Source organism: Paenibacillus allorhizosphaerae (assembly GCF_042659105.1).
GTDB lineage: Bacteria > Bacillota > Bacilli > Paenibacillales > NBRC-103111 > Paenibacillus_G > Paenibacillus_G allorhizosphaerae.
This window is the reverse complement of record NZ_JBHSRV010000011.1, coordinates 1-13838: the sequence shown is the minus strand read 5'-3', so window position 1 is coordinate 13838 and position 13838 is coordinate 1. Positions and strand designations below refer to the sequence as shown.

The 13838-nt window shown below is 53.3% G+C and carries 11 protein-coding genes and 1 rRNA gene; 9 read left to right on the top strand and 3 right to left on the bottom strand.

The features are described from left to right. The first annotated feature begins 42 nt into the window (after nt 1-42). Nucleotides 43-633: a GTP cyclohydrolase I FolE gene (gene folE / locus ACFQI7_RS28320; protein ID WP_218100841.1), complete on the top strand. Its 591-nt coding sequence runs from the start codon at nt 43-45 to the stop codon at nt 631-633. 160 nt (nt 634-793) lie between these two features. On the opposite strand, the gene ACFQI7_RS28315 is transcribed toward folE, so the two are convergent. Both ACFQI7_RS28315 and ACFQI7_RS28310 read right to left on the bottom strand, forming a co-directional pair. Further along, nucleotides 794-2071: a Fe-Mn family superoxide dismutase gene (locus ACFQI7_RS28315; protein WP_218100840.1), complete on the bottom strand. Its 1278-nt coding sequence runs from the start codon at nt 2069-2071 to the stop codon at nt 794-796. Nucleotides 2072-2153: 82 nt separating this feature from the next. Next, complete coding sequence (locus tag ACFQI7_RS28310) at nt 2154-3179, bottom strand: alpha/beta hydrolase (protein WP_218100839.1); 1026 nt, start codon at nt 3177-3179, stop codon at nt 2154-2156. A gap of 349 nt (nt 3180-3528) precedes the next feature. Between ACFQI7_RS28310 and ACFQI7_RS28305 the strand changes: the two genes are divergently transcribed. Then, nucleotides 3529-4272: an IclR family transcriptional regulator gene (locus tag ACFQI7_RS28305; RefSeq protein WP_218100838.1), complete on the top strand. Its 744-nt coding sequence runs from the start codon at nt 3529-3531 to the stop codon at nt 4270-4272. 250 nt (nt 4273-4522) lie between these two features. Here the strand turns inward: ACFQI7_RS28305 and acnA are convergent, their stop codons facing one another. Next, entirely contained in the window at nt 4523-7231 is a 2709-nt protein-coding gene (gene acnA, locus ACFQI7_RS28300; RefSeq protein WP_218100837.1) for an aconitate hydratase AcnA, read from the bottom strand. Nucleotides 7232-7471: 240 nt separating this feature from the next. Between acnA and ACFQI7_RS28295 the strand changes: the two genes are divergently transcribed. From ACFQI7_RS28295 to ACFQI7_RS28265, 7 genes are all read left to right on the top strand, one after another. After that, nucleotides 7472-8491, top strand: a complete 1020-nt coding sequence (locus ACFQI7_RS28295) for an amidase domain-containing protein (RefSeq protein WP_218100836.1) — start codon at nt 7472-7474, stop codon at nt 8489-8491. A 73-nt stretch (nt 8492-8564) separates the two neighbouring features. Next, complete coding sequence (locus ACFQI7_RS28290) at nt 8565-9689, top strand: D-alanine--D-alanine ligase (protein WP_218100835.1); 1125 nt, start codon at nt 8565-8567, stop codon at nt 9687-9689. A gap of 76 nt (nt 9690-9765) precedes the next feature. After that, nucleotides 9766-10083, top strand: a complete 318-nt coding sequence (locus tag ACFQI7_RS28285) for a hypothetical protein (protein WP_218100834.1) — start codon at nt 9766-9768, stop codon at nt 10081-10083. Between the two features lie 151 nt (nt 10084-10234). Beyond that, nucleotides 10235-11233, top strand: a complete 999-nt coding sequence (uvsE, locus tag ACFQI7_RS28280; RefSeq protein WP_218100833.1) for a UV DNA damage repair endonuclease UvsE — start codon at nt 10235-10237, stop codon at nt 11231-11233. 120 nt (nt 11234-11353) lie between these two features. Beyond that, the gene (gene fabI, locus ACFQI7_RS28275) at nt 11354-12121 is read left to right on the top strand and encodes an enoyl-ACP reductase FabI (protein WP_218100832.1); all 768 of its coding nucleotides are present in this window, start codon (nt 11354-11356) and stop codon (nt 12119-12121) included. Between the two features lie 258 nt (nt 12122-12379). Further along, nucleotides 12380-13240 carry an inositol monophosphatase family protein gene (locus ACFQI7_RS28270; protein WP_218100831.1) on the top strand — a complete coding sequence of 287 codons (861 nt, stop codon included), beginning with the start codon at nt 12380-12382 and terminating at the stop codon, nt 13238-13240. A 493-nt stretch (nt 13241-13733) separates the two neighbouring features. Continuing rightward, nucleotides 13734-13838, top strand: a 16S ribosomal RNA gene (locus tag ACFQI7_RS28265); the annotation flags it as partial.

Genomic DNA, 13838 nt, shown 5'->3' with positions numbered 1-13838 from the left:
GCAGGCTTCTTCTCGGGAGACGGACAAGGGGAGGGAATGCGCATGCCGGCGAAGGAATACAAAAACAACCGGGTAGCTGAAAACCGCGAGCAGGTAGAGTACCATGTACGTGAAATTTTGCGCTTGATCGGTGAAGATGTCGATCGGGAAGGGTTGCTCGAAACCCCTGCGAGGGTGACTCGCATGTATGAAGAAATATTTGGCGGATATGAAGCGGACGTCAGAGAAATATTAGGCGTAGCCTTTGATGAGAAGCACGAGGAGCTTGTCATCGTGAAAGATATCGTCTACTACAGCCAGTGCGAACATCATATGGCGCCGTTTTTCGGTAAAATCCACATCGGTTATATTCCGAGCGGGAGGATCGCCGGGCTTAGCAAGTTTGCCCGATTGGTGGAAGCCGTTACCCGCCGCCTGCAGGTGCAGGAACGCATTACGTCCGAGATCGCGGATATCATCGAGGAAGTGCTGGAGCCGCACGGCTGCATGGTCGTGGTGGAAGGCGAGCACTTGTGCATGTGCGCCCGCGGCGTGAAAAAACCGGGGAGCAAAACCGTCACTTCGGCGGTTCGCGGCGTTTTCCGCAAAGAGGCCGCATCGCGGTCGGAATTTTTATCCTTGATCAAACAGTAAGCAGCATTGGATTTGGTGGACCGGCCGGCCCGTTTGGCTGCCGGAACGGATCCCGCGCCGATCAAATAAGCGCTCTTCGTCACCCCTATAGGGGCGTTGCGAAGGGCGCTTTGTTCTGGCTGTTCCGGTTGCGATCAGTGGAATCGATGTGCAATCAGCGTCAATACGGCAGCCATTTCAGCTGGCGCGCAGCGTTGAATCGTTCGTTCACGCGGTCCCAGTTGACGGTGTTCCACCAAGCCTCGATATAGGCTCCTCGCGCATTTTTATATTTGAGATAATACGCGTGTTCCCATACATCGAGCGGCAGGAGCGGGATGACGTCCCATTGCGACAAGTTCTGATGCTTCTCGGCCTGAAGCAGCTCAAGCAGATGGCTTCTCGGACTCCAAACGAGAATCGCCCAGCCGCCGCCCTCCACCTTGTCTGCAGCGGCGCCGAACTGTTTCCGGAACGCATCGAAGCTGCCGAAGGACCGCTTGATTTCTCCGGCGATGTCGCCTGTCGCCTTTCCGCCGCCTCCCGGCTTCATGCTCTCCCAAAAAATCGTATGCAAATAATGGCCGGCGCCATGAAACGCTGCTTCCCGCGACCAATGCTTGATCAGATCGTAGTCGCCGGACTCCCGCGCCTCAGCCAACTTTTTCTCCGCTTTGTTCAAGCCGTCCACGTACGTCTGGTGATGCTTGTCGTGGTGCAGCCTCATCGTGTCCGTATCGATATAAGGTTCGAGCGCATTGTACGCATAGGGCAGCGCCGGCAGCCGGTGTCCTCCGATCGGAACCGGTGCGGAATCGACGTTCGGTGCCGTGCCGAGCGACCAAAGGCCCTCCTGCGTAGCGGTAAGCTCGGAAGAACGATCCGCCTCGGCAGACGCGTTAAGCGGCATCGGTTCATCGTCTTCCGGCCTATTAGGGACATAAGAAGCGTCCTCGGCGCTGTCTTCCGAAAAAAACGCAGTGGGCGCTGCCGGACCGAATGCCTGCTCGCGCAAACCATCCATTACTGAATCCGGTTCATGCTGCTGCGCCGCTTGCAAAACGCCGAGAAAATATTCCGATTCCCGGATAATATGCATAACGACGGTTTTGATGACCGGACTGGCTTTGATCGGGGCGCTGTGCTCCATCAGCATAAACAGCTGCCGAATGAATTCCCCGGACTCCAGTACCGCTACTTGCAGCAGCTCCCGAACCCGCCCGTCAATATAGGGACTTAGGGGGGGCTGCAAACGGACCACGGTTTCGATCCACTGCTGGGCAGCCGCTTCCGTTTGGCCGAACGTTCCTTCCCACTGCTGCAAAAGCGCGACATACGGAGCCTCCAGCGCAGGGGCCAATTCCCGGATAACGATCGTATGCTCCCTCTCCTGCATTTTCCAAAAACGGATTTCTTCCAACACCCTTAGCGGCATCAGGGAACCGTATACGCGCAGCATAAAAAAACCTCCCCGTCATCTCGTCGCCCGGGACCGGGCTCTACGAGACATTGTATTCGGGAAGGTTGTTGTCCTATGTCGCTTATCGCGCTCCGCTGTACTTGATCGGCGCGGGCGGGGCTTCGGATAAGGTCTTCAGGAAGCCGGTAGTCAGCTGCAAATAACTCTTTTTATGCGCGCGGTAGATCAGTTCGTGGCCGTCGTTCTCGAGCAGCCACAGCTGAGAGCCTGAATCCGCTTTCTGGTGCGCGAAAATGCTCTCCGCCATATCGTAGGGCGCTTTCAGATCCTGCTTGCCGTGAATGAAAAAAATCGGCATCGAGTATTGCGTCTCTTTCACGGTTTGATACGGAATTTGTTTCAAGCTGACCCCGTTGATGAGCGGGAAAAACATATGGACCAACGGCTGGGAAAATTCGGGCAGCTTCGCTTCTTGCTTCATGTTGTGATACAAGGTGTCCGGCTCGAGAATAAACGTGCTGTCGAGAATCATGCCGTCGATGTCTCTCGTTTGCAATGCGGCTTGCAGCGCGGTGCCCGCTCCCATCGAAAAGCCCCAGACGAATACTTTTTTTGCGCCTTGATCTTTCGCATATTTGACGGCGCCGAGCAGTTCTTCGGATTCGCGGAGTCCACCGGTTACGTTCCATTGCGGCTGGACATAGCCGTAATCGAACATGACCACGTTAAAGCCCATATTGCGCGCAGCCTTGGCCAGATCGTAGATCGGCACCCAAATCTCTTCCCGGTTGCCGCCGTAGCCATGGGAGAACACGACGGTTTGCTGCTCCTTGCCGGAAGCTGCAGCTGCAGCGGGAATATACCAGCCCGATAAGGTCGAGGAGCCGGTGATGCTCGGAAATTGAATATTTTCGTAAGGGGCGCCGAAAGCTGCGGCAGGGTTGGATCGAAGCGGATCGATATGCGGCCTAGCAAGCGTATAAGCGACGAACGCGTGGAACGCCATCGTCAAGCTGAACAGAAGAAGAAGTGCGGACAGCAGTATCATGAGGAGCGTCTTATGGCGGCGTAAAAAGGAAGTGCGCCTGACAGCGGTTGCAACCGCTGATTGATTCATCGGTACGGACGAGTAAGAGTTGGTTTCCATCGTAATCTCCCCCTTGATAACAATGATGACTGTGTGCGACGGACGACTGGTTCGGAACGGAAAGAGCTTCCCGCTTAACATGATGCGGTTCCACCGGTACTGTCTGGGGATAGGTTGCATTCCGGCCATTCAAGGATAGAGATCCTGCTCATTTTATAGTAAATCGGCATGCGTGTGGAGTCAACCCATATGGTGCAAATGTAAACAAACTGTAATCTGCTTATAAAAAGAAAGCGGCTTGTGAGTTATAACCGAGGGGGCAACATTTGCAAAACAATCTACTAAAATGATTAAAAATGGGCTATAATAGATTTCAACTAGTGAAACATTTTTTCGAGGAGTGGTATGGGTGGAGGATGGCAAATTAACCGTTCGCGCCGTGGAGCGAGCGCTCGATATATTGCTATGTTTTGCGGAAGCGGAAGATCTCAGCCTGACGGAGATATCCGGCAGGGTCAGCTTGCACAAGAGCACCGTTCACCGGCTGCTGGCCTCGCTGGAGGGGAAAGGCTTTATTATCCGCGACCCGGCATCGGAGCGGTATCGGCTCGGCTTCCGTATTTGGGAGCTGTCCGCGAATTTGACGCACAGCGATGATCCGGCGCTCATTCTGCTGCCGGAGATGGAACGGCTGCGCGACCAGCTTGGCGAGACGATCAGCCTGTACGTACGCGACGGCTTGGAGCGGGTCCGCGTCCAGGCCGTACAGAGCAACCAGGCGATCCGCCGTGTGGCGCCGATCGGGGCGAGACTGCCGCTGTACGTCGGCGCGTCGAGCAAAGTGCTCGTCGCCTTCGAGGCCGCCGAAGCGCAGCTGGCGCTGCTGCGCGACCCGGCCTGGCCGCAGGCGGTGGCCACAGCTGCGTTCCTGCAGCAGCTGCAGGAGGTGAAGACGCTGGGCTACGCTACCAGCGTCGAAGAGCGTGAGCCCGGCGCAGCGGCCGTCTCCGCGCCCATTCTGGCGCGGGGCGGGCGGCTGATCGCCGCGCTCGCGGCGAGCGGTCCCTCCAACCGGCTGACGGTGGAGAAGATGAAAGAATTCGCACCGCTCCTGATGGAAGCGGCGCGGCGCATGGGCAAGATGCTGAAATAACACCGATCGTACCAGTTCGCGATCTGCGGCGGAACGTCTCCAAACGATGCAACGTACCGCGAGAATCCCGAGCGAACGTTTCGGAGTCGCATGACGGCGGTCAAACCCCGCCGTTCTCCGATTTCTCTCGGACGGGCGCACGCCTGCGTGCACTGTAACACAAAAGAACCCCCGAATCTCGAATAATTCGAGATTCGGGGGTTCCGTATTTATTCCCGTTCCGGCCGGTGATCCGAAGGATTACCGGGTGTTACGCCATAATTTGACGCAATACGGTTTGCAGAATACCGCCGTTGCGGTAGTAATCTACATCCACGTAGCTGTCCAGACGAACAATCGCTTCGAAGCTGAAGGTCGATCCGTCTTCGCGCGTTACGTTAACCGGAACTTTTTGGCCAGGCTGTACATCGTTGCTGAGGCCCACGATGTCGAACGTTTCGCGGCCCGTCAAGCCGAGCGAGCTCCAGCTTTGCCCTTCGACGAACTGCAGCGGCAGCACGCCCATGCCTACGAGGTTGGAGCGGTGAATCCGCTCGAAGCTCTCGGCAATAACGGCTTTCACGCCGAGCAGGAACGTACCTTTAGCGGCCCAGTCGCGGGAGCTTCCCGTGCCGTATTCTTTCCCTGCGATAACGACGAGGTTCGTGCCTTGCTCCTGATACTTCATGGATGCGTCGTAGATCGACATCACTTCGCCGGTCGGCAGGTAAGTCGTTACGCCGCCTTCCGTGCCAGGCGCCACTTGGTTGCGGATGCGGATGTTCGCGAACGTACCGCGCATCATCACATCGTGGTTGCCGCGGCGGGAGCCGTACGAGTTGAAGTCTTCTTTCTTCACGCCATGCTCGATCAGGAACTTACCGGCAGGGCTGTCGACTTTGATGTTGCCGGCAGGCGAGATGTGGTCCGTTGTAACGGAGTCGCCCATCAGCGCGAGCGTTTTTGCGCCGCGAATATCGGCGATATCGTTCAATTCGGAGCCCAGGTTCGTGAAGAACGGCGGGTTGGCGATGTAAGTGGACTTTTCATCCCACGCGTACAGATCGCCTTCCGGTACGTTGATCGCATTAAAGCGCTCGTTGGAACGGAATACGTCCGCATATTTCGAACGGTACATCTCAGGCGTAATCGCGGATTGAATCGCTTCTTGCACCTCTTGAGACGTCGGCCAAATATCTTTCAAGTACACCGGCTGGTTCGATTGGTCGTAACCGATCGGATCGTTCGCCAGGTCGATGTTGACGGTTCCGGCCAAAGCATAAGCGACTACGAGCGGCGGAGAAGCCAGGTAGTTGGCTTTCACTTGCGCATGAACGCGGCCTTCGAAGTTCCGGTTACCGGATAGAACGGCGGCAACGGTCATATCGTTATCGGCGATCGCTTTGCTGACTTCGTCAGGCAGCGGACCGGAGTTACCGATACATGTCGCGCAGCCGTAACCTGCCACGTGGAAACCAAGCGCTTCAAGCGGCTCGATGAGACCGGCTTTCGTCAAGTAGTCGGTTACGACGAGGGAACCCGGAGTCAAGCTGCTTTTCACGTAGCCTGGTTTGCGAAGGCCGCGGGCTACCGCTTTTTTCGCTACGAGGCCGGCGCCGAGCATAACGCTGGGGTTGGACGTATTCGTACAGGATGTGATCGCTGCGATAACGACTGCGCCGGTACCCATTTTGCTATTTTCGCCGCTTGGATGTTTTACTTCCACCGATTCCGCGATCTTCTCGTCGGACAAGCCGTAGCCGCCCTTTTCGATCGGAGTGCGAATGATGGAGTTGAACGACTCTTTCATGTTCGTCAGTTCAACGCGGTCTTGCGGACGCTTCGGACCGGCCAAGCTTGGCACGACGGAGCCGAGGTCAAGCTCGATGACGTCGCTGAACACCGGATCCGGCGTAGCGTCCGTGCGGAACATGCCTTGTTCTTTATAGTAAGCCTCTACGAGAGCGATTTGCGCTTCGTCGCGGCCTGTGCTTCTCATGTAGTTCAAAGATTCGGCGTCAACCGGGAAGAAACCGATCGTTGCACCGTACTCCGGAGCCATATTGGCCACTGTAGCGCGGTCAGCCAGACTGATGTTGGAAAGGCCCGGGCCGTAGAACTCTACGAATTTGCCGACAACGCCTTTTTTACGCAGTATTTGCGTAACGGTAAGAGCGAGGTCGGTCGCCGTTGCGCCTTCCGCCAGCGTACCTGTCAGCTTGAAGCCGATAACTTCCGGCGTTACGAAGTACAGCGGTTGACCGAGCATGCCGGCTTCCGCCTCAATACCGCCAACGCCCCAGCCCACGATGCCAAGACCGTTGATCATCGTCGTATGGGAGTCGGTGCCGACCAGAGAGTCCGGATACACTTCCGTTTCGCCGTCTACGGTTTTGGTAGCGGCGACGGATGCAAGGTACTCCAGGTTAACTTGGTGAACGATACCCGTATCCGGCGGAACCGCGCGGAAATTATCGAATGCCGTTTGCGCCCAACGCAGGAAGCGGTAGCGCTCTTCATTTCGTTCGAACTCGACTTTCTCATTGTACTCAAGGGCGTCCTTGGAACCGAAAGCGTCGACCATAACGGAGTGGTCGATAACCAGGTCAACCGGTACGAGCGGGTTGATCCGCTTCGGGTCTCCGCCGGCGCGCTTCATTGTATCTCTCATGGCTGCAAGGTCGACGACAACCGGCACGCCGGTGAAGTCCTGCAGCACGATCCGTGCAGGAATGAAAGGAATTTCTTTGTTCGCATCGCGCTCGGAAGCCCAGTTTGCGATTTGCTTCACGTGCTCGTTCGTAATCGCTTTGCCGTCAAATTGACGAATCGCCGCTTCGAGCAGCACTTTAATGGAGAAAGGCAGGTTCGATACTTTACCGTTGCCCTGCTCTTCGAACGCTTGCAGGCTGTAGTAGTTGTACGACTTGCCGCCAACACTCAGCTGCTTACGGGCCGAAAAAGTGTCTTTTTTAGACATGGTAGCTATTCCTCCTTGATTATATTAGCTGCAATCATCTTGTTTCATATAGTGAAACGCGATTTCATTATAAGCTCTAGTTACAGTATACATGCTTTTGGTCCTTTTCGTAAAGGTTGATTTCGATCATTTTTGCATGAATACCTTCATATAATGGAAAAGAATGTTTATACCCGGATGACGGAAAACGGCTAAATTACATGTATTGTTCGTTACTATGCGAAGGGGGCCAGGGGTGCCATGTCTTGGAAAACGACCCTTTACAACTATGTTCACAGCCGCAATCAAACCGATATCGACTACTCGATTGAGCCCATGCTGCCGTTTGTTGGTGACGCCTCGTTTTTGGAAACGCAAGCGAAGCGGCTAGAACGGCTCAAGCAATCCGACTGGATGCGGGGTCTAACTCCTGTGAAACATGAAACCCGCCTGTCTGTCTCCTCCGTTTCCGAACAAAGAGGCCGCATCATCGCCGATATTAAGCTGATGCGAACGATTGTCGGCGACATTCGCCATACCCCGCATGAAGAGCAGCGGATTGAAAAAGAACGCCTCACCTTAACCGCGGATGAAGGCGACTATCGAATCGAGAGCGTGGAGCTTCTCGATCATGAAGATACACTGCGGCTCCGCCATTTAGAGGCAGGGGGTCTGATGGAAGCGGACGACACGTTTACGGCGGTCGATTTGATGCGCGCGCCTTCCGTGCCTTACCTCAACTATAATGTCCTCCCGCAATTCCAATATGCTGCGCCTCGTGCGCCCTACAACCGGGTGGCGGCGGCACGCTATGCGGACCGGTGGTGGGATAAAGGAAACCCGGCCTACTTGACTTTCGAAGTCGACTGCAGCAATTATGTGTCCCAGTGCCTCTTTGCAGGCGGGGCGCCGATGAACTATACTGGTAAAAGGAATGCGGGCTGGTGGTATAAAGGCCGCGTCGGCGGGCAGGAGCTGTGGAGCTACAGTTGGGCCGTAGCCGACAGCTTGCAGTTTTATTTGCTGACAAGCCGGAGCGGGCTTCGCGCGCGGGAAGTTGAGCGAGCGGAGGAGCTGGAGCTCGGCGATGTGATCAGCTATGACTGGGACGGTACCAGCGGATTCAAGCATAGCACGATCGTCACGGCGAAAGACGCGAACGGGATGCCGCTTGTTAATGCGCACACGGTCAGCAGCAAGCATCGTTACTGGAGCTATACGGATTCCCCGGCCTATACCGATCGAACGCGGTACCGATTTTTACATATCGTCGATATGTAACGGCTTCCTACTTCCTTTTTCTTTTCATTTCATTAGAGTTTACCGATTTCACCATATCCATCCGGAGGTACTTATGAGCGACAAAATTCGTGTAGGCTTAATCTACGGAGGCAAATCTGGGGAGCATGAGGTGTCGCTTCAAACTGCACTTGCCGTTATTAAAGCTTTCGATTTGAACAAATACGACGTTCAGCCGTTTTACATAACCAAGCAGGGGGAATGGCGTTCGGGACCGCAGCTGACCGGACCGGTACAGTCGGCAGCCGCCCTTACGTTCCAAGAGCAATCTGAAGAAGAGGGAGCATTCGCGCTGCAGCCCTTTTTCGGCGCGGTTCAGGGGCCCGGTCAAGACACCCGGGCATCGGTTGTGCCCCTCGATGTCGTTTTTCCGCTGCTGCATGGAACGTTCGGAGAGGACGGCACCATTCAGGGACTGCTGGAAATGGCAGACATCGCCTATGTAGGCACCGGCGTTATGGCATCGTCCGTCGGCATGGACAAGGCCATGATGAAAAAAATGTTCGCTCAGGAACAATTGCCCCAGTGCGTATTCCGCCATTTTACGAAGAAGCAGTGGGAAAAAGAGATGAACGAATATTTGCTCGAAATTGAAGTTTCCGTCGGCTACCCTTGCTTCGTCAAACCGGCCAATCTCGGTTCCAGCGTCGGCATAAGCAAAGCAAGGAACCGCGCCGAACTTATGGAAGCGGTTCGAACCGCGTTTCAATATGACCGCAAAGTGGTCGTGGAAGAATTTATTGACGCTCGCGAGCTTGAAGTGGCAGTGTTGGGCAACGATGAGCCGCAAGCTTCCGTTGTCGGAGAGATCGTCTCCTCCAATGAATTTTATGATTATAAAGCCAAATATATCGACGGCAAATCTTCAATGATCATTCCCGCGGAAATTCCGCAGTCCTTAGCGGACGAGATTCGCGCGCTTGCCATTCGCGCTTTTCAGGCCATTGACGGCACCGGGCTGTCACGGGTTGATTTTTTCCTGAGGAAAGAGGATTCGAAAATATTCATCAATGAAATCAACACGATGCCCGGCTTCACTCCCTTTAGCATGTACCCGCTATTGTGGCGAGAAAGCGGAAAGCCGTACAGCGAGCTGCTGGATAACTTGATTCTGCTTGCCTTGCAGCGCCATGCCGAGAAGCAGAGCCTGCAGTATACGTTTGATGTGCCTGATGTGTAATGCGCAGCCAGTTGCTTTTGCCTTGCACAATCCTTTATGCTAAGTCTTAGAAGATCAGGCTGAGGGGAGCGAATGTATGGGATTCCAAACCGAATTCAATTCCGTTTGCAAATTCAAATCCGAACAAGAGCTGTATGAACTGCTCGAGTACGGCCGAGGCAAAATGATGAAAAGCGGCTTCCGCGTGTTTCCGACGGGACAGAAGGTCATCGCTTATACGCCGGACAATCAGGCGATCGCCATCGTCAAAATCGTCGCCTCCATCGCCGAAATTAACTTTCAAGGCGAAGAAGTGACACAGGTGGAAATGGAGCTTGTCCGCAAGCTTAATGATGAAGAAGCGCGGGTGCAGACCGCTCTCGCTCAAGAAATGTTTTTCAGTGCCAGAGAGTAGTCAGGCCATGATGCAGGAATCACACAACAAAAGCATTGCTTTCTCCGTATTCTTCGGGAAAGGATGCTTTTTTCTTTGCATTAAGAATGGTACTTCCGTACGACGATGGGCAAGCTAATCGAAGACCGGAGTACTGGAGCGTGATCCTACAATGATTGTCCGTTTAGGTTATGTGGCGATGTCCATGCTCGTCAACAATGCTTCGCCTTCGAAAACGATGACGGCGACGAACTTCGCCAAAGTGGAAGATCGCGAAGCGGCGATTCGCAAGCTTGAACGCATAGCCGGCGAAAATATTCACAATACACTCCGTCTATTGAAGCATAACCGGGCGTATGAGATCGAAATGTACCGTATGTCGTCCCGACTCATTCCTTTGATCGGTCATGAGATGCTGAAGGAATGGAATCCGATCCCCGAACTTCGCGATGTCTTCTCCGAACTTGGAACTTATGCCAAAGAACATCGAATGCGGCTGAGCTTCCATCCCGATCATTTTACAGTGCTGAGTACGCCGCGCAAGGATGTTCTGGCTAACTCGTTCGCCGATCTCGATCGTCATGTGCAAATGCTGGAGGCCATGGGACTGGATGAGTCGGCCAAATGCAATATACATATCGGCGGCGCTTACGGGAACAAGGAAACCGCGGCAAAACGATTTATCGATAATTTCCTTTCCATGCCGGAACGCATCAGGCGACGCATTACGCTGGAGAATGACGACAAAACATTCAACGCCCTTGAAACGCTTGAAGTGTGCGAAGATGTGGGAGTGCCGATGGTTCTGGATCTGCATCATCATGACGTCAACCCATGCGGCGAATCCGCCGAAGCGCTTTGGCCGCGCATCGCAGAGACTTGGCGTCTAGAGACAGAGCAGGCAGACCTTAGTGTCTCGGAAGAGCAGGCGCCTTTACCGCCGAAAATTCATGTGTCCAGCCCGAAGAGCGACAAAGACGTTCGCAGCCATGCCGACTATGTCGACGCATCGCGGCTGATGGACTTTCTGCGCGCCATTGCTCCGCTAACCCCGCGGCTTGATATTATGCTGGAAGCGAAGAGGAAAGATGAGGCTCTGCTCCAACTGATGGAATCGGTTCGCAATGAGCCGGGCATAACCGTGTTGACCCAGGCGTCTTTCGAAATGTAATGCTCGGAAAATAGCGAATAAGCTCGGTAAATGTGACTTGAAATATTCGGTAAAATCAGGTAATTTGAGGAGGGAATCTATGTCCGAGCCCTAATTTGTGAGCGAGAGGGGAACATTACTATGAATTTGGTAGCGGGTAAAAATATAGTTGTGATGGGTGTGGCTAACGACCGCAGCATTGCATGGGCCATTGCCCAATCTTTGGCAAGTCAGGGAGCGCGACTCGTGTTTACTTATGAGAACGAACGCGTGGAAGAACGGGTGCGCAAGCTGGCCGATACGATCCCGAACGCATCGATTTTGCCGTGCAACGTTACGGTGGATGCAGATATCGATCAATTGGCGGAGGCGCTTCGCGAGCAGTTCGGCGTGCTGCACGGCATCGTTCACAGCATTGCTTTCGCCCGCACGGAAGAGCTGGAAGGCTTGTTCGTCAATACATCCCGCGACGGCTTCGCGCTTGCCCACGATATTAGCGCCTATTCGCTTGTCGCCGTCGCGCAAAAGCTGTACCCGCTCATGACCGAAGGCGGTAGCATCATGACGATGACCTATTTGGGCGCCGAGCGTGCAATGAAAAACTACAACGTCATGGGGATCGCCAAGGCTGCGCTGGAAGCAAGCGTGCGCTATTTGGCGAACGATCTTGGACAATTCAATATTCGCGTTAATGCGATTTCGGCGGGTCCGATTCGTACGTTGGCGGCCAAAGGCATCAAGGACTTCAACTCCATTTTGAAAACGGTGGAGGAAAAAGCGCCGCTGCGCCGCACGACCGAAACCGCGGAAGTCGGCGATACGGCATTATTTCTGATGAGCCACTTGTCACGCGGTATTACGGGAGAAGTGATCTACGTGGACGGCGGCTATCACATCGTCGGCGTTTAGAGTACAACAGCATACCGTTTATGTTCCAAAAAACATCCGTCCCATCGCGGCGGATGTTTTTTTTACAAAAATTGAACAATAACCATGTCTATTGCGAGTTCACGCTTTTGTTAAAACCCACGATGCTTTTTGGGTGAAACGACGTAGCATTAATTACGTATATTAACTATACTATTTAAGAATCCAATAGCTATAGCTTTACAACAGATCATTTTAATAGATAGGCGATTGAAATGAATTTCGTAAAGGAATGATCCAATGTCGAATCAAAATACAACGCGTTTTTCCGTCGGTAGCAAAAGTTTTACCGCTGTTGCCATTAATACCGCCTCCAAAGCAGGGGAATGGATACAAAGTAAACTAGGGGATTTCAACACCCTGCAGACCAAATATTCAGTCCATGATTTAGTGACCGAAGTGGACAAAGGCGCGGAAACGATGATACGCAATTTGATCCAGACACATTTTCCGACCCATGCGATATTGGGGGAGGAGGGTGTCGAGCCTGGGCCGGCCGCTTCTCAATCCGCTTTGGAGCGGATGAGAGGAGAAGAATATTTGTGGATCGTCGATCCTCTTGACGGTACGACGAACTTCGTGCACGGCTTTCCGTTTTTTTCGGTTTCGATTGCATTGGCGCACAAAGGCGAAGTTATTGTGGGTGTTGTGTATAACCCTATTCATAATGAACTTTATGTAGCTGAGAAAGGCAAAGGCGCCTACTTAAAAGGGAAAAAAATGCGGGTGTCCGCTGAACCCTTACTAACCGACAGTCTGGTCGCTACGGGATTTCCGGCCGATAAGCAGCACGCGCTGCCGATCAATTTGCAGGGATTGCAGTCGCTTACCCCAAAAGTGCGCAATATTCGAGTTGCCGGTTCGGCCGCTTTGCATATGGCCTATGTTGCCGCCGGGCGGTTAAGCGGCTTCTGGGAGATCGGTTTGAACTCCTGGGATATTGCTGCCGGGGCGTTATTGATCACGGAAGCAGGAGGGAAAGTTACGGATACGCTCGGAAACCCATACAATTTGGGTGTAAGGAATCTTCTTTGCTCGAACGGTCATATTCATGACGAGTTTGCGCAGCAATTGGCCGAAGCGGGAGCGACCGGCTTTTAATTTCAGGAAATCCAAGGCATAGACCACTCGGGTCTGTGCTTTTTTTATGTTAATTCTTCAGCATAGATATCGAGAAGCTTGTTCCGTCTTCATTTCATTGCCTTCATCTTAATAACTTGAATGATTAAGATTGGTGTGCAGCGCCCCTTTTGCAAGAGGCATGCTTTATTTATTTTAAGGGTTGACATTGTGGGACGAGCATGGTAAATTAGTCTTCCGGCCGATTGAGGCACGGAAAATGCAAGTGAAGAATTGAGCTTTCGAAAAGTTGGTTAAAAAAAACACTTGTATTAACAAAAGAGAATGTGTTATATTAATAAAGTCGCTTTCGACGGAAGTAATAATAAATCGACAGTGACTTGAATGAAATTGCCCTTTGAAAACTGAACAACGAGTGAGTGAATTAGAGAATGAAAATTCTCGCCAGTTTTAAATTTTGAGCTTAGTCAGCTTACATTATAGCGAGCATGACCTTCGGGTGATGGGAGCAACTTTAATGGAGAGTTTGATCCTGGCTCAGGACGAACGCTGGCGGCGTGCCTAATACATGCAAGTCGAGCGAGGGTCTTCGGACCCTAGCGGCGGACGGGTGAGTAAC

Coding starts and splice junctions, on each gene's coding strand:
- folE (WP_218100841.1), top strand. CDS start 43: ATGCCGGCGAAGGAATACAAAAACAACCGGGTAGCTGAAAACCGCGAG.
- ACFQI7_RS28315 (WP_218100840.1), bottom strand. CDS start 2,071: ATGCTGCGCGTATACGGTTCCCTGATGCCGCTAAGGGTGTTGGAAGAA.
- ACFQI7_RS28310 (WP_218100839.1), bottom strand. CDS start 3,179: ATGGAAACCAACTCTTACTCGTCCGTACCGATGAATCAATCAGCGGTT.
- acnA (WP_218100837.1), bottom strand. CDS start 7,231: ATGTCTAAAAAAGACACTTTTTCGGCCCGTAAGCAGCTGAGTGTTGGC.
- ACFQI7_RS28295 (WP_218100836.1), top strand. CDS start 7,472: ATGTCTTGGAAAACGACCCTTTACAACTATGTTCACAGCCGCAATCAA.
- ACFQI7_RS28290 (WP_218100835.1), top strand. CDS start 8,565: ATGAGCGACAAAATTCGTGTAGGCTTAATCTACGGAGGCAAATCTGGG.
- ACFQI7_RS28285 (WP_218100834.1), top strand. CDS start 9,766: ATGGGATTCCAAACCGAATTCAATTCCGTTTGCAAATTCAAATCCGAA.
- uvsE (WP_218100833.1), top strand. CDS start 10,235: ATGATTGTCCGTTTAGGTTATGTGGCGATGTCCATGCTCGTCAACAAT.
- fabI (WP_218100832.1), top strand. CDS start 11,354: ATGAATTTGGTAGCGGGTAAAAATATAGTTGTGATGGGTGTGGCTAAC.
- ACFQI7_RS28270 (WP_218100831.1), top strand. CDS start 12,380: ATGTCGAATCAAAATACAACGCGTTTTTCCGTCGGTAGCAAAAGTTTT.